Here is a 16642-nt window from a genome sequence, read left to right on the forward strand (position 1 = left end):
TAATGTCGATTACGCGAATTAATATTTCCGATCTTCGTAATTTAAAAAATGTGGGCCTTGAATTAGGCCCTTCTTTTAATTTCTTCTTCGGTGAAAATGGCGCAGGTAAAACGAGCTTGCTCGAAGCTGTTTATCTTATCCATGCCGGTCGCTCCTTTCGAACCTCCGATCTTTCCAAAGTCATTGCTAACCAACACGAGCAGTTCTTTCTCTATTTAGAAAATAGCGACGTTGATGGCAATGTTGTGCGCCTCGGATTGAGTCGCGCCCGCAAGGGCGTATTTCAAGCTAAGGTGGATGGCGATAATGTTTCAACTTTGTCTGCGCTTGCCAGTCATCTGCCTGTGCAAATCGTGAGTCCGGAGTCTTTGATGTTGCTCTCTGGTGGCAACAAAGAACGGCGCAAGTTTATCGATTGGGGTGTGTTCCACGTGGAACAACGGTTCCATGAATGTTGGCGACGCAGTGAACGGTTGTTGGCGCAGCGTAACCGTTTACTTAAAACGAAGGCTAGGCGCAGTGAGTTTTCGAGTTGGGACCAAGCGTTTGTTAAGGAAGCGCTTGAGTTGACAACTTACCGCCAGGCGTACGTAACCGAACTTTTGCCATTTTTTTCCGACCTCGCACACGCCTTTTTTCCTCAATTTGAGGTAAAATTCGTCTTTCGTCCTGGGTGGACCGACAGAGAGTCATTGGCCGATATATTGGTACGTGACTTCGATAGAGATTGTAAGTACGGTTACACCCAATCTGGCCCGCATCGGTCAGGCTTTTCGTTGCGGGTTGATGGGCAGGCAGCAGAGGCTGTTTGTTCAAGAGGACAACTAAAATTGTTGGTCTGTTGTTTGAAGTTAGCACAGGCCAAACACCTAAGAGAGAATCGCGGTGTACGCGCGATCTTTCTACTCGATGATATTGAGTCAGAGCTCGATGGCGCTAATCGCCAAAGAGTATTGGAACAACTTCGGCTATTGGGCTGCCAAGCACTGATTACTCTTATAAATAGAGAAGCAATCACCTCAGGGCTGGCATCTGATGACCGAGTGTTCCACGTGGAACAAGGTTGTGTTAAGTCGTGGCAGTTCGTCAACGACGCCCACACCGCTAATAATAATGACTGAGAACACTATGTCTGAGAATAGCTACAACTCCTCAAGTATTAAGGTATTAAAAGGGCTCGATGCTGTTCGCAAGCGTCCGGGCATGTATATCGGCGACACGGATGATGGCACTGGGTTGCATCATATGGTGTTCGAGGTAGTAGACAACTCAATTGATGAAGCGTTGGCTGGGCATTGTAGTGACATTGTTGTCACTATCCATACCGATGGTTCCGTCTCTGTTAGTGATAATGGTCGTGGTATTCCGACTGATATCCATGAGGAGGAGGGCGTATCCGCCGCTCAGGTCATCATGACCGTGCTACACGCAGGCGGTAAGTTTGATGATAATTCATATAAGGTATCTGGCGGACTGCACGGTGTTGGCGTTTCGGTTGTAAACGCACTGTCGGACAAGTTGGAATTGACCATTCGTCGCAATGGTAAAATTCATGAGCAGGAATACCATCTGGGTGAACCCAAGGCGCCATTAGCAACGCTTGGAGATACTGATACCACGGGTACAACTATTCGTTTTTGGCCAAGTGACACCATCTTTACTGGTATCAACTTCCATTACGATATCCTAGCTAAACGCTTACGCGAACTTTCATTTCTAAACTCTGGCGTTTCAATCAGGCTACAGGATGAACGTGACGATAAGAATGATCACTTCTGTTATGAAGGTGGTATTCAAGCTTTTGTTCAATACCTGAATCAAAACAAAACACCTATTCATCAAGATGTTTTCCACTTTGATGCTGAGCGTGAAGACGGCACGTCTGTAGAAGTCGCGATGCAGTGGAACGACGGTTTCCAGGAAAACATCTACTGTTTTACCAATAATATTCCACAGCGTGATGGTGGTACTCACCTCGCTGGTTTTCGGGCTGCATTAACTCGGACATTGAATACCTTTATGGACAAAGAGGGCTTCACTAAAAAAATGAAGTCTTCTGCGACGGGCGATGATGCCCGCGAAGGTTTAACTGCGGTTATCTCTGTTAAGGTACCTGACCCTAAATTCTCCTCGCAGACCAAAGATAAGCTGGTGTCTTCCGAAGTGAAGACTGCCGTTGAGCAGGCTATGGGCGAGAAGCTGCAAGAGTACCTGTTAGAAAAACCAAACGAAGCCAAGACGATTGTAATGAAGATCGTTGATGCTGCCCGAGCTCGTGAGGCGGCAAGAAAAGCTCGTGAAATGACACGCCGTAAAGGTGCGTTGGACTTGGCTGGGCTACCGGGCAAACTTGCAGATTGTCAGGAGAAAGATCCGGCACTGTCAGAACTCTATATTGTGGAGGGTGATTCTGCGGGCGGCTCGGCTAAGCAAGGGCGTAATCGTAAGAACCAAGCAATCTTGCCGCTTAAAGGTAAGATCCTCAATGTTGAGAAAGCACGCTTCGATAAGATGCTGTCATCTCAGGAGGTGGCAACACTGATCACTGCGATGGGGTGTGGCATCGGCCGTGATGAGTACAACCCTGATAAGTTACGCTATCACAGCATTATTATCATGACGGATGCCGACGTCGATGGTAGCCATATTCGTACGCTGCTGTTGACCTTCTTCTATCGTCAGATGCCAGAGCTGATCGAACGTGGCCATATCTACATTGCGCAGCCGCCGCTGTATAAAGTAAAGAAGGGCAAGCAAGAGCGTTATATTAAGGATGATGAAGTTCTCAACGAGTACCTCACCACATTGGCAATCGATAATGCTTCCTTGTACGTAAATCCAGATTCACCACCAATTAATGGTGTGGCATTGGAACAGCTAGTCCGTCTTTATCAAAATGGTATGGCGACGGTGGAGCGTCTTTCTCGTCGTTACAGTGAGAATCTGATGAATCAGATGATCTATGTACCAGCCTTAACTGTTGAGCAGTTAGCGCAAGAGGCTACAGTACAGGAATGGTTACAGACCGTTGTTGCTACTCTCAACGAAACCAATGCTGGCGCAACACAATATACGGTAGAAACTAAGTTCAACGAAGAGCGTCAGTTATTCTACCCTGTATTTAATGTTCGCCATCATGGCGTCGAGTACCGCTATGAACTGGGTTACGACTTCTTCCATAGCAGTGATTATAAAGTGCTGTCGGATCTTTCAACGTCGATTAACGGCTTAGTAGAAGAGGGCGGTTATGTTGTTCGTGGCGAACGCAAGAAGAGTGTTGAGGACTTCGAACAAGCCCTTAGCTGGTTGCTGTCTGAATCTAAACGTGGTCAATATATTCAGCGTTATAAAGGTTTGGGAGAGATGAATCCAGACCAGCTTTGGGAAACCACCATGGATCCTGAAGTGCGGCGTATGCTGCAAGTCACCATTGAAGACGCTATTGGGGCGGACCAACTGTTCTCCACCTTGATGGGTGACCAAGTTGAACCGCGGCGTGACTTTATTGAAACCAATGCACTGAAAGTAGCTAACCTAGATGTCTAGTTAGATAGTGTCACCAGTAATTAGAAAGCCCAGCATAAAATGCTGGGTTTTTTTTGGCAAAGAGGCGAGTGTCCGTGTTCTCTATGTGCTTGTGATTATGTTGCCCAGTAATTCACGGATCAGCGGCGAATAGCATTTGTCGGGAGATAGACGTATTCTAATTTACCTACCTGGCACAGGCTGTGCCGTGTGCTGACTTAAGGATGAATACTATGTATGAGAAAAAGCCGAAAGGACCGCGAGATATTCAACATATCTCCTTGTTGTCAGCATCCGGTTCACTAGAAGAGTATGCTGCTGCGCAGTATCTCGCAGGCTCAAAAAGACGTATTATTGCTATGTTCGTTATCCTAGTCGTGTGCTTTGGGCTGCCATTTTTTCTCTGGTTATTGCGTAATTATTTTTAGCTGTTGTTTTACTTGTCGGCTTCGAAACGCTTCCGATATATAGACGTAAAAAAAGCCGCACACAGGCGGCTTTTTTGCTTATGAAAGACCGAATCTACATAGGTTTACCAGCAAAAACGATCATCACTTTATCGTCACCTAAGCTACGACTAAAGGCATAAGGTGACTCACCTAACTTCTCATGTTGGCCAGCAGCCACCGCTTGGTGCTTCTTGCGGAATTGAGCGATCTTTTGCCAATGACGAAGTAGGTCGATACGTTGTTCGTCACCACCCTCTTCAATATCTGCCCAGTTCATATCAGAACGTGTGCCCTGGTGCTTATCTGATCCTGTTGCACCAAATGGGCGTGCAGTTTCATCACCATAGAATATCTGCACACCGCCTGGCAATAACAGGAAGGGAGCAGCAACCGCTTTGTAACTAGCGATATCGTCGTTGGCGTTGCGATTAAAAAACAACTTAGTGTCATGACTGGACAGATAGGTCAGCACATTAAAGGAGTCGTCACTATTAATCTTCTTCGCGTAGGTTTCATAAACCTCCTCAGATTTACTGAAACACTCCATTCCAACAAGCGCACCGTCATTTTGATAACGGAAGTTGATTATCGAATCATAACCACCCTCGGTGAAGTAGTTTGATTTGTTCACCCCGTGGCCCCAAACTTCGCCAGTCATCCAAAATGGCTTGTCGTCCAACGCTTTGTCCGGATTATTCTGCTTCCATTCAGCGAGTGCAGCAGTTGCTTCAACCTTTAACTCTGCCCATGCTTCCATCTCGACGTGCTTTGCCGTATCGACACGGAAGCCATCAATACCATAATCGCGTACCCATTGTGTCAACCAACCGATCAGTTGCTGGCGTACTGTGGCATCTTCAACAGCAACAGCTTTGGTATCAGGCTTATTCGCGAAGAAATGGGGTAGGGGGGCTGGCTCTTTCGACTCGGTCAAAAAGTCTGGCAGATAAGCTAGCATCATAGTGCGGTCATTTCGGCCTGGTTTCTTATGACCGGCAATATCGGTGCGGATCCACTCACGACCCCACCAATTTTTAGCCCAAACAGAGTTACCGTAATCAATCAAGTTATTAAAGCTGTGATAGGTTTCGCCAGGGCCTGGCTCCCAATCGGTCCACTGCTCTGTGCCTATGATCTCTTCTATCGGCTGTTCAAACTCTTGAAATGCGCCAAACTTAAATTCCTGCATATCTGCTAGGGTCGCATAACCGGTATGGTTCATTACGATGTCCATAACGACACGTATACCCCGTTCATGGGCTGCGTCTACAAAGGCTCGGAATTCATCTTCCGTTCCCATGTTGGCATCTACTTTGGTGTAATCGAGAACGTAATAGCCATGATAGGCATAATGCTTAAAGTCGCCGCGAATACCGCCGCCGATCCAACCATGGATCTGTTCGTAAGGGGCTGACAGCCAGATGGCGTTGACGCCTAATTCGTCCAGATAGTCGAGCTTATTGGTGAGACCTTTGAGATCGCCACCGTGGAAGGTACCGATTTCATCTTTGCCATCTTTCTTTCGACCATAACTGTTGTCATTACTGGGGTCGCCGTTCTCAAAGCGATCCGTTAACACAAAATAAACGGTTGCATTATCCCAGCTGAATTCGTCTAAACCCTCTTTTTCCGCGGGTTCTAGCAGTAGTAAGCCCTCACTATCGCTTGCTGGGGTTAGGGTAATAGAGCCACCACTTACGGTTGCTGTGGCACCAGAATAGAAATCTCTCACCAACTGCCCTTCAGCGAAGGTATCGCCAACAGCAACGGTAACGTCACCGCCATCCCATGTGTCGCACTGAGCGGGCGCTACGGCCACTTCGGTGTCTTGTTCCTGCGGTGCTACAACTAGGGATACTTGCACTGTTTCAGACTTGGGATCTAAAAGGATTTCATACTCGCCTGAGCGGAACACTTTTAGTTGGAAATTTTGCTTGGAGTTACAGTTATTGAGTGCGGTTGGTTGGTTGAGCTTGAGGCGCTCACCTCCAATAGCTCCAAAGTTTGTGCCGCAGGTAAAACTGTTGTCGGCGATGCGAAATTGAAATTGGCCTTTACCTAGATTTAGCTTTGCACGATAAACCCCGTCGCCTGTATGCACCAATTTTTGATCCATCCGCCAACCGTCAGTACCAGGGTAGTACAAGTAGATGGGGGTAGTTAATGGACCGGGAGTCTCCTCTGCCACATCATTACTGCCGCAACCGCTAAGGCTGACGAGTAGCAATGCACCGGAGATCAAGCTAAGGGAACGCTTACCGTACATATTAAATTCCTAACCGCTATATTTTCCTGAAACAAAAACGCCAGCGGCAAGGCTGGCGTTTGCTAGGTATATGATACCCGATTTTACTGAGCTTTTTCGATGTAAGCTTCAGGAGTTTCTTTAGTTACATCGATAAAGAAGTTATAAACACCAGTTTCAGGTGGTGTGAACTTGAAGTTTTCGAAAGCAGAAGAGCAGTTTACTTTGCTGCGCTTGCCAATTTCCATTACTTCGTCTTCTTTACCTTTAAAGCCACAGTTGCTACCAGCACTCCAACCCGCATCAGCGAATTTGAAGTCGTACGGCTGGCCGTCAGCTACTAATTCTGCTGATGCGTAGTAAACGTCAGTTGTTTCCGTTTTCTTTAGCTGGAACTCAGGCTCTGCATCCCACCAAGTGAAAACGCCACGCAGGTACATGAATTCGCTCAGATCGCGCTTACCGCTGCTAGAGCTAGAGCCGCTTGAACAGCCTGTTGCCAATGCAGCAGCTGCCAGAGTAACGAGTAAAAGTTTCTTAAACATAGCCATTCCCTATCTATTTCTTTTTGGATATATCCGATTGTGTCTAGACGTCCCTTTGTAGGTTTTCTGAAAGTCAGAATTCCTATCTTGTTAGGAGCTGGGTTTTTATAACAAATGCAGCGCTGCGGAAGTTTGATGAACTGCAAATTTTTTCAGTTGGACCTGCTAAAACCCCGATAAAATAAGGAAAAATGGCGGGTTGCACCGATTGCTACCCGCCATTTGTTTGATATTTAACCGGCTAAGACTGTAGCAAGCTAATATCCGCAACCTGCAAAAACATTTGGCGTAACTGGTTTAGCAGTGCCAAGCGGTTCCCGCGAACGGGCAAATCGTCAGCCATCACCATGACACTGTCGAAAAACGCATCAACATCGGGTTGTAAACTGGCGAGTTGTTGTAATGCGGTTTGATAGTCATTATTGGCAAACAGTGGTGCTAATTGCTGCTGTTGGTGAGCAACTGAGTTGGCGAGTGCTTTCTCTTGCTCTTCAATAAGCAGTGTTACATCAATTGTTTCTGCAACGGGGGCTTCCTGCTTCGCGAGAATATTGCCAACACGCTTATTCGCTGCAGCCAGTGCTGCGGCTTGTGGCAAACTTCTAAATGCAGCAACCGCTTTGATACGGGCATCAAAGTCGGCAGGGCGACTCGGTTTTCGCGCGAGCACGGCTTGGATGATATCGACAGAGTAGCCCTGATCTTGGTACCAGGCTCGGAAGCGGCCGAGCACAAACTCAAACACATCATTGACGACATTGTCATTGGTTAGCTTGTCGCCGAACTGCGCCTTGGCTATCTCAGCCAATTCGATAATATCGAGTGGCAGTGCTTTATCAACAATGATCCGTAGTAAACCAAGTGCAGCGCGACGCAGTGCAAACGGATCTTTATCGCCTTTCGGAGATTGACCTATACCGAAAATACCCACCAGCGTATCGAGCTTGTCAGCAATAGCGACAGCGCAGCCAATATCGCCTGTGGGTAAGCTATCACCGGCATAGCGCGGCATATACTGCTCGTTAAGCGCAATGGCTACCGCTTCGTCTTCTTTGTCGTGGCGGGCATAGTACATACCCATGACGCCTTGTACGTCAGGGAACTCCATGACCATCTCTGACATCAGATCTGTCTTTGATAGTAGACCCGCGCGGGTGGCTAGGCTGCTGTCGGCGTTAATCTGCTGAGCGATTGCGCCACTGAGTGAGGCGATGCGCTCGGACTTTTCTTTCAGTGTGCCCAGTTGTTTTTGGAACAGCACAGTACTCAAGCTGTCGAGGCGGCTCTCCAGTGACTTTTTAAGGTCGGTCTTGTAGAAAAACTCGGCGTCAGCCAAACGTGGACGAACCACTTTCTCGTTACCTTCGATAACCGCTTCTGGTTGCTTACTTGCTATATTGCTGACAAAGATAAAACGATTAAGCAGTTCGCCTTCGGTGGTGAGTACCGGGAAGTACTTCTGATTATCCTTCATCGTATAGATCAATGCTTCAGCAGGCACTTCGAGGAATTTATCTTCAAAGCTACCAACTAAAGTCACAGGCCACTCTACCAGACCGGTTACTTCATCTAGGAGTGCGTCATCTATGTCTGCGACACCGCCTTCTTGCGCTGCGACCGCTTCTACCTGCGACTTGATCATCGCTTTACGACGTTGGAAATCGGCAATAACAAAGCCTTGTTCTTCCAACACCGCTTCGTAGTCATCTACATGCTCGAGGGTGACGGTGGCGGCGCCGTGGAAGCGATGGCCCTGCAAAATGCGGTTGGATTGAATACCTAAAATGGTAGCGTCGATTAATTGGTCACCGTACAGCAGGGTGATTGTATGCACAGGGCGAATAAAGCTGGCATCTGAGCTGCCCCAACGCATCGGTTTTGGAATTGGTAACTTGCCAAGGGCGTCAACGACAATATCGGGGATGAGGGCATCAACCTCTTTGCCTTTAACTTCAGCCTTGTGCAATAACCAAGCGCCTTTGTCTGTTTCCAGTCGTTCCGCTTGTGCGACAGTAATGCCGTTACCACGCGCCCACCCTTCGGCTGCCTTGGTGGCGTTGCCGTCCGCATCAAACGCAGCTTTTAGACTTGGGCCGCGCTTCTCTACCACCTTATCTGCTTGGGCAGGTGCCAATGCTTCAACTTTAACCGCTAAACGGCGCGGGGAGGCAAGCCAGTTAACGGCGGTATAACTCAGCTCTGCTTTATCTAAACCAGCTTGAACACTATCAGCGAAGGCACTGGCCAGTTTGCTCAGGCTTTTTGGTGGCAGCTCTTCTGTGCCGATTTCAACTAAAAGGGTTTGCGTGCTCATTCCGCCTCCTGCTTATTGCACATAGGGAAGCCCAGCGCTTCGCGCGCGTTGTAATAGGTTTCAGCACAGGCTTTAGCCAACGTGCGGACTCGAAGAATATAGCGTTGACGCTCTGTGACAGAGATTGCATGACGTGCATCCAACATGTTGAATGCATGGGAAGCTTTCATCACTTTTTCGTACGCCGGTAGTGGCAAGCCCGCCTCTATCATGGCAGCACTCTCTTTCTCACTTTCATCAAACAGCGCAAAAAGCGCGTCAACGTTGGCGTGCTCAAAGTTGTAGGTCGATTGTTCTACTTCGTTTTGATGGAATACATCACCGTAGGTGACCTTGCCCATCGGCCCATCCGCCCAAACGAGGTCGTAAACTGAATCGACCCCTTGGATATACATGGCGAGACGCTCTAAACCTAAAGTGATTTCGCCGGTGACGGGCTTACACTCGAGTCCACCGACCTGCTGGAAGTAGGTGAATTGCGTCACTTCCATGCCGTTCAGCCAAACTTCCCAACCCAAACCCCAGGCACCTAACGTAGGTGATTCCCAGTTATCTTCGACAAAACGGATATCGTGTACCAGCGTATCGATCCCCAACATGTTGAGCATCTCTAAGTACAACTCTTGAATGTTCGGTGGTGAAGGTTTCAGTACAACCTGAAACTGGTAATAGTGTTGCAGACGGTTTGGGTTTTCCCCGTAGCGACCATCGGTAGGGCGGCGACTTGGCTGAACGTAAGCCGCATTATTTGGCTCTGGGCCCAATGAACGTAAAAAGGTCATTGGGTGAAAGGTGCCGGCGCCCACTTCCATATCTAATGGTTGGATAATAACGCAGCCTTGGCGTGCCCAGTAATCCTGTAAGGCCAGGATTAAGCCCTGGAAAGTCTTTACATCGTACTTTTGCATGATGGTCCTGCAGCGTAAACGCTGGCGGTCAAGTTGGCAGAAAATTGGACAAGTATACCGTTTGCATGGCGTAGAATGTAGGCTATTTTGGCTTCTAAACGCCTTATATCAGGGATCTTTCGTGATGAATGACAAGAAACAGCGCTGTCCGTGGCCAGGAACTGACCCACTCTATGTTGACTACCATGATAACGTCTGGGGGCGCCCCGTTTATGATGACCGAGAGCTATTTGAAAAGCTTTGTCTTGATGGCCAACAAGCTGGGCTCGCTTGGATCACTATTTTGCGCAAGCTAGATACGTATCGGCAGGCATACGATCAGTTCGAACCGACGTTAATTGCGCAATATGACGAGGCCAAGGTTGAACTCTTGCTACAAGATAAAGGCATTGTTCGTAATCGATTGAAAGTGAATTCAATCATTCGCAATGCCAAAGCCTATTTAGCCTACCAGCAGAACCATGGCAGTTTCAGTGACTTTTTATGGCAATTTGTTGGTGGTGAACCGATCGTCAATCACTGGACAGAGATGTCGCAGGTGCCAGCAACATCTGTGGAGTCGGATGCGATGTCGAAAGCGCTAAAGCAGGCAGGCTTTAATTTTGTCGGCAGTACCATCTGTTATGCGTTTATGCAGGCCGTGGGGATGATCAACGATCATCTGGTTGGTTGTCATTGCTACCATCAGTGTGCTGTGCCACCAAAAACGCCATAACGCTCGTTGTTTTAAATTAGTCTATGCTTATTGAGGTCGCCTTAAAATAAGTTTAGATATGATGAGAATTAGCCACTTTGTTCAGATTGCTACAGTAATGATGTTGCTGCTTGCTGGCACTGCTTCCGCAGCAATTATTGGTGTGGGTGAGGGGGGCCGGATCATTGATGCGCCAGCAGTAATTGATGATGACTCTGTGTTCTGTTCTGCCTTCTCTGAACAGGGGGAGTGTGAAATGCTTGGCTTTGATGAGCGCCAAGGGGTGGGACTCGCCAACAATCTCTCGGTCGATCAAGGTGTGCTTGCCAGTGGTGATATTGATAGTCACATGATCTTTTTAAATACCATGGGTCGAGTGTCGGCCAAGCTAACAGTCGATTGGTATTTTGATGGCAAAATTATCGGTGTGATGTCCGACCGTAATGGTAAATTAGAGGCGCTTGCCAGTGCTATATTAGGCGCCGAAGGAACGCGTTACCCTGATTGGTTTAAGTTACGTGGCCTGGAAAATAATGATTGGTATAAAGTCGATGGCAACAAACTGACTTTCCACTCTTATGTCAAAGAACCCGGAGATTGGATACGCGTTGTTACCCGCGCCATGATCCCTGATACCTCAGCAATATTCCTCTGTTTCTGTTTATTGGCGCTGCTCGGTTGGCGTCAATGCTTAGCTGATACTAACGACCTCTGATTCTTATAAAATCCAAAACCCGCCTCCTATCTGTTCATAGGAGGCCTGGGCATGGATTGTAAAACTAGCCGCTATTATTCGCTGGCTGAGGCTTCAAAATAGAATGGTAAGCGGTTCTTGGCTGGACCATTCAGTTCAGTCATACGCTCCGCATCAAACAGGCGACCGCCAACCATGGTATACACCACCTTTTCCGACAGGCGTATATCTTTCAGAGGGTCACCGTCGATCACGATTAGGTCTGCGAGCTTCCCTGCTTTTAATGAGCCCAACTCATCATCTAGGCCGAGCGTTTTGGCTGGATTAATAGTGGCTGTTGCCAATGCTTGCATTGGTGTCATGCCTCCTTGGCTAAACATCCAGATCTCCCAATGTGCAGCTAATCCCTCCCGTTGACCATGGGCGCCCATATTGGTTAACACGCCTTGCTGCCGAAGCTCATTGGCCACTTTAGCGACATTGAAATGGTTGTAGTGATGCTCTGGTGCTATTGGGCGACGCATGGCTCGGGGGGTTAACACGTCACCAGGCACATATCGGCTCAACCGTTTATGCAACCAGATTTCGTTGTGGGCATACCAATAGTTTTCACCGGCTATACCGCCAAATGCCACGCCCATGGTTGGGGTGTATGCGGTATGGATCTGCGACCACAGCTGTTTGATATCGTCGTAGACCCTTGCCGTCGGAATTGAGTGCTCGATGGTGGTGTGTCCATCAATAAGCATGGTGAGGTTGTGTTGCAGTAGTGAACCGCCTTCGGGCACCACTAGCATATTCATTTCACGCGCGGCTTGGATCACTTTCTGCCGCTGATCGCGTCTTGGCTGGTTATAGCTTTTGATGCTGAAAGCACCGGCGCGTTTCAGGCGTTCCACGTGGAACCTAGCGTCGTCTATGGTCTCAATTTTTGCTGTTAGTCCGGGATATTCTGCGCCATAGAGGATGGCACCGGTAGAGAATATCCTTGGTGCGACTATATACCCAGCACGCTGTAACTCGCTGGCAGCGAATATCTCGGTGGTATCGTTTGACGGATCGTGAATAGTCGTTACGCCAAAGGTGAGGGCGGCATAGTTTTTCCAGTTCTGCTGCGGAACGATCTCACTGCTGGCTTGAGCACCATGAGCATGTGCATCAATCAGCCCCGGCATCACGGTTCGCCCATTAAGATCGATGATAATGGCATCGCCCGGGACTTTAACTTTATCCCGTTCGCCAACTTCGAGGATCCGTTTGCCGTCGATGACTATGGTGCCATCCTTAATGACCCGATTTTTATCCATAGTAATGATTTGACCGCCAACCAAAGCAACTTTGCCCCTGGGTCGATAGCTGCGATGCATAAAACCTATGTACTGGCCATTTTGTGTCAGCGAAAGCAGGTCCAGTTCGTCGGCGGGGCTATTCAATGCAAACAGGTTCTTCGCTGACTGACTGAACAGCTCGGGGCCGAGGGTCCAATAGATCACGTCACTGTTTGCTGTCCAGCTGATGCTTTCACCGGCTTTTTGTGACAACTGGGTGACAGGTACGTTATTGCCGTTAGGGCTGAGTTCTATGACTGAACCGCGTTCAATAAACGGCGTTACGTAGATCTTAAAGCCTTCTGCAAAAGCGAGTTGTTTACCGTTGGGGCTGAGCTTGTATTCGGTGACACGCTTGTTGCTATAGTGCACCTTATATTGATGGCCGTTGAGGTCGACACTCACCAGTTGCGGCGTTTCACCACTTTCAGTAAAAAATATTCGGCTGTTGTCAGCACCAAATTGTGGCTCGCGTCCCTGTTCTGTCACTAGGGTGGGAGCCCCTTGGTTTTTGTCTGCCAGATCGACCCGATAGATGCCAGGCTTTAACGACCAAGCATCGGCTAACAAACTGTTACCGGCAACCTTACGAAACACCGCCTGCTTACCGTCAGGAGAGAATGTCGGTTCAATATACTTTCCCGGTTCGTTGGTGATGACCACCTCGGTGCGCTTGTCGACATCGAGTATTCTTACACTGCCTTGGCGTTGATCATGCCAGGTGGTGTAAATAAGCTGTGTGCCATCACGGGACCACTGTGGATAAAGTTCGAAGTGGTTCTCCTGTTTGGTAATTCGCTGCGGTTTACCGTAGGGCAGCTCTTTTATCCAAAGCTTGCCTAAGGCTTCAAATACCAGGTTGTGACCGGATGGCGAAACCTGAGTAAAACGCATCATCTTCACTTCGAAATTGCCTGGTGAGATGCGTTGTTTAAAGCGCAAGGCGCGTTGAACCGCGAGCTCTGTCTTGACGTGGAAATCAACTTCACGACTGGCGCCATCGGCTACGCTGAGCTCGTGGATCTTGCCGCCGGCCCAAAAATAGAGGCGGTCACCTTTAGGGTGCCAAGCTAAGGTCGGATAAACACCGTGGATCGCCCAAGTTTCCTGCATATCACGATCGAGCTTCTTATATAGCGGCTGGCTAGTACCTGAGCGCATATCGTAAAGCATTAAAACGCTCTGGAAATCGTCGCGAGTAACATAGGCTAGATAGTTCCCATCAGGAGAGGGAGTAGGGCGAATAGCGCCGCCAGGACGCTTAATCACGGTGTTGATTTCACCTGTTTCACGATCGTAACGTTTAATCGTATAGATCCCTTTCACAGAATCTTTTGAGTAGTGGAAAGTCTTACCTGGGGTGGCGTCCTGACTAAAATAGATATAGCGGCCATCAGGGGAAAAAGCGGGTTCACCAAGATCTTTCTCATCATTCGGGCGGCTGGTGAGTTTCAAGCCGTCACCACCACGTAAATGATATTGCCAGACTTCACCGGCGCCTAAAGAGCGGCGAGCAGTGAAATGTTTTCTCACTACCAAGGTTTCGCCGTCAGGACTCCAGGCTGGGCTGTTAACTAAGCGAAATGTTTCTTTGCTGACCTGGTGTAGCTTGCCACTCTGCCACTCCATTAACCAAAGGTTGTCGCCACCGTCCCTATCCGAGGTAAAAGCCAACAGCTTTCCATCAGGGCTGAATCTGGGCTGCATATCCCAAGCGATGCCCTGAGTCAGAGGGATCGCGTCTCCCCCTTCAATCGGTAACTTATATAGATCACCAAGTAGATCAAAGACTAACCAGCGACCATCTGGGCTGATATCCAAGTTCATCCAAGTACCTTCGCGCACATCAATCAGCGCGTTATCGAAGATCCCTGTGGGGTTCTGGACATCCCAAGTATCCTCTGCTTGGACAAAGGGTGACAGAAGTACACTGAAAAGAATGATAATTCTAAGTTGAGTCATGTTTGTTTTTATCTGTAGGTACGACTTAAATATATCCGCTTACCTTGCCGCTCTGCGTTGTTTGACGCAAGTCTATATTGCGTTTTTGTTGGACAATTTATAGGCATTAACTATATTAGTGATAATGGATATAAATCATTCACATGTCACGCACACAAGGAGTTCGGTGTGCTCTAGGTCAGGGATATGGCAATTAAATGGTATGCGCTCATTATAGCCGTTGCTTCTGTTAGCTTCTGCGTTCAAGCCAAAGTGTATCGTTGCACGGGAGATTACGGTGATGAGTACCGTGATATGCCTTGTAATGAGCATCAGGAAAATCGCGAGTCGGCGGAATACAAAGTCGGCTCTGGCGTCGTCAATAAGCTTTCACTTCGAACCCTGGCTGGCGTTTGGTGTAACTACGCTAAGTCGCACTCTATTGGTGGTGTTCGTGATTATACCGATCCTGATCGCTGGTCGTTGAGTATGACGGGGCAGCTGGAAATTCAGGATCTGGATCAGTTCGACGATAATGCGACGACTAAATTCCAGTTTAAGGGGCGCAACCTGCAGGTAGATAATGAGCTTGGCCGGTTATCTGTTGCTGAATACCTTGGCGATGAAATGGTGTTGCTAGGTCAGCAAAACTATCTGTTTATGCGTCGCGGCGGGTGTACTGATATTCCAGATCAGGACGTAGCGGTGAAAGTGGTGCCGAAAAGTGAGCGGGTCAACTAACTTTGCTTGCTAGTGTGCAGCTATCCCTTTCTTTATTAAATAGAAATAGGGTTTTTGTTGGGTTTGTGCATTGATCAGCTGATGGTCCATAAACTGACAGAAACTGGGTATATCCCTGGTTGTCGCCGGATCATCGGCAAGTATTAACAGCTGTTCACCTGCTGCCATCGCGCGGATTTTCTTTCTTACCAACATGACAGGCTCAGGGCAGCGTAGGCCTTGTGTGTCTAGTTGTTGGTCGTGTGGGGGAAAGTTTAGTTGTGTATTCATCATGGCTCCGACAGATAGCGAAGCCATGATAGAGCGGAGGCCTATGACTATTCAAGCTCAAAGGCGATAGAGATATTTCTGCCACTCTCCTTGGCTTTATAAAGTGCGGCGTCAGCCTGCGCAATCATCTTCTCGTGGTTCTTTTGACTACTGTCGTACTGGGTCACCCCTAAGCTGATGGTGACGGGCAATACTTTGTCATTAAACTCAAATACCGTGGTTTCTATCTTCTCTCTGATGCGTTCAGCGACCACCATTGCCTGTGTTAAATCGGTGTCTGGTAATACGATGCCAAACTCTTCACCACCGTAGCGTCCAGCCAGATCTGCAGTTCGCAACATACTGGTTAGTTCAGCGGCCGTCCTTACTAGCACCAAATCACCAGCTTGATGGCCGTAGATATCATTGATTGATTTGAACTTGTCGAGATCAAACATGATTAAACTTAGCTCACCACCATGGCGATGGCAGCGGGCAAACTCGATTGTGAGTCGTTCTTCCCAGTAGCGACGGTTAGCGATCTGAGTAAGACCATCGGTGCGGCTGGACTTTTCCAGCTTGGCCATGGTGTCGTTCAGCTGGCTTTGGAAATAACAAACATCCGTAGCGTCTTCAATAATGATGCAGACCTGATTCACTTGGCCTGATTCATCTTTCAATGGCAGAAAACTACAGTTCTGCGCCATAAATTCGCTATCTGTGGTGATGGGGCGGCTGTGGGGTAGCTCAAATAGGTGGCGGCGCTGCTCCCATGAACTGAAAGTGGGAGTGCCTAAAAGGAAAACCCCTTGGAGCTTTCTTCTTAATGAGGGTTTGGGTAGCTCAGGGAATACATCAAACAGATTTCTACCAACAATATCTTCCTTTGCTCGGCCACTGTGAACTTGCAAAAATCGGTTCCAGTAATCAATTTCCATATCTGAATTGATCACAAGAACGCCGGTATTAACTTGGTTAAGTATGGTGTTGTGTAAGTTCTGAGTCATTC

Annotated in this window: 13 protein-coding genes; 6 read left to right on the top strand and 7 right to left on the bottom strand. The window is 48.2% G+C overall.

The window, feature by feature from the left end; genetic code table 11:
• Positions 1 to 2: 2 nt before the first annotated feature.
• The 3 genes from recF to EXY25_RS17435 all read left to right on the top strand — a co-directional run bounded on the left by recF (position 3) and on the right by EXY25_RS17435 (position 3953).
• Entirely contained in the window at positions 3 to 1121 is a 1119-nt protein-coding gene (gene recF / locus EXY25_RS17425) for a DNA replication/repair protein RecF (protein ID WP_130567848.1), read from the top strand.
• Positions 1122 to 1128: 7 nt separating this feature from the next.
• Positions 1129 to 3546, top strand: a complete 2418-nt coding sequence (gene gyrB / locus EXY25_RS17430) for a DNA topoisomerase (ATP-hydrolyzing) subunit B (RefSeq protein WP_114339262.1) — start codon at positions 1129 to 1131, stop codon at positions 3544 to 3546.
• A gap of 212 nt (positions 3547 to 3758) precedes the next feature.
• Entirely contained in the window at positions 3759 to 3953 is a 195-nt protein-coding gene (locus EXY25_RS17435; protein ID WP_114339261.1) for a hypothetical protein, read from the top strand.
• A gap of 94 nt (positions 3954 to 4047) precedes the next feature.
• On the opposite strand, the gene EXY25_RS17440 is transcribed toward EXY25_RS17435, so the two are convergent.
• The 4 genes from EXY25_RS17440 to glyQ form a co-directional block, all read right to left on the bottom strand.
• The gene (locus tag EXY25_RS17440; RefSeq protein ID WP_246019583.1) at positions 4048 to 6240 is read right to left on the bottom strand and encodes an alpha-amylase; all 2193 of its coding nucleotides are present in this window, start codon (positions 6238 to 6240) and stop codon (positions 4048 to 4050) included.
• Between the two features lie 83 nt (positions 6241 to 6323).
• Positions 6324 to 6764, bottom strand: a complete 441-nt coding sequence (locus tag EXY25_RS17445; protein WP_130567849.1) for an early set domain-containing protein — start codon at positions 6762 to 6764, stop codon at positions 6324 to 6326.
• 241 nt (positions 6765 to 7005) lie between these two features.
• Positions 7006 to 9078: a glycine--tRNA ligase subunit beta gene (glyS, locus tag EXY25_RS17450; RefSeq protein ID WP_130567850.1), complete on the bottom strand. Its 2073-nt coding sequence runs from the start codon at positions 9076 to 9078 to the stop codon at positions 7006 to 7008.
• Positions 9075 to 9986: a glycine--tRNA ligase subunit alpha gene (gene glyQ / locus EXY25_RS17455; protein WP_114339258.1), complete on the bottom strand. Its 912-nt coding sequence runs from the start codon at positions 9984 to 9986 to the stop codon at positions 9075 to 9077. Before glyQ ends, glyS begins: the two co-directional genes overlap by 4 nt.
• 124 nt (positions 9987 to 10110) lie before the next feature.
• Between glyQ and EXY25_RS17460 the strand changes: the two genes are divergently transcribed.
• Both EXY25_RS17460 and EXY25_RS17465 read left to right on the top strand, forming a co-directional pair.
• Positions 10111 to 10701 (top strand): DNA-3-methyladenine glycosylase I, encoded by a 591-nt coding sequence (locus EXY25_RS17460; protein ID WP_114339391.1) that lies wholly within the window; start codon positions 10111 to 10113, stop codon positions 10699 to 10701.
• Positions 10702 to 10759: 58 nt separating this feature from the next.
• Positions 10760 to 11395 carry a hypothetical protein gene (locus tag EXY25_RS17465; RefSeq protein WP_130567851.1) on the top strand — a complete coding sequence of 212 codons (636 nt, stop codon included), beginning with the start codon at positions 10760 to 10762 and terminating at the stop codon, positions 11393 to 11395.
• A gap of 74 nt (positions 11396 to 11469) precedes the next feature.
• On the opposite strand, the gene EXY25_RS17470 is transcribed toward EXY25_RS17465, so the two are convergent.
• Positions 11470 to 14664 carry an amidohydrolase family protein gene (locus EXY25_RS17470; protein WP_130567852.1) on the bottom strand — a complete coding sequence of 1065 codons (3195 nt, stop codon included), beginning with the start codon at positions 14662 to 14664 and terminating at the stop codon, positions 11470 to 11472.
• Between the two features lie 186 nt (positions 14665 to 14850).
• On the opposite strand from EXY25_RS17470, the gene EXY25_RS17475 reads away from it, so the two are divergent.
• Positions 14851 to 15384, top strand: a complete 534-nt coding sequence (locus EXY25_RS17475) for a hypothetical protein (protein WP_114339255.1) — start codon at positions 14851 to 14853, stop codon at positions 15382 to 15384.
• Positions 15385 to 15393: 9 nt separating this feature from the next.
• Here EXY25_RS17475 and tusA read toward each other — a convergent pair whose 3' ends face one another.
• Together tusA and EXY25_RS17485 are read right to left on the bottom strand one after the other, a co-directional pair.
• A complete protein-coding gene (tusA, locus tag EXY25_RS17480; protein ID WP_114339254.1) occupies positions 15394 to 15654 on the bottom strand; it encodes a sulfurtransferase TusA in 261 nt (86 codons plus the stop codon).
• A 47-nt stretch (positions 15655 to 15701) separates the two neighbouring features.
• Entirely contained in the window at positions 15702 to 16640 is a 939-nt protein-coding gene (locus EXY25_RS17485; RefSeq protein WP_114339253.1) for a sensor domain-containing diguanylate cyclase, read from the bottom strand.
• Positions 16641 to 16642: the final 2 nt, after the last annotated feature.

The sequence above is a fragment of the Corallincola spongiicola genome, from assembly GCF_004284785.1.
In the GTDB taxonomy this organism is placed as follows: domain Bacteria; phylum Pseudomonadota; class Gammaproteobacteria; order Enterobacterales; family Neiellaceae; genus Corallincola; species Corallincola holothuriorum.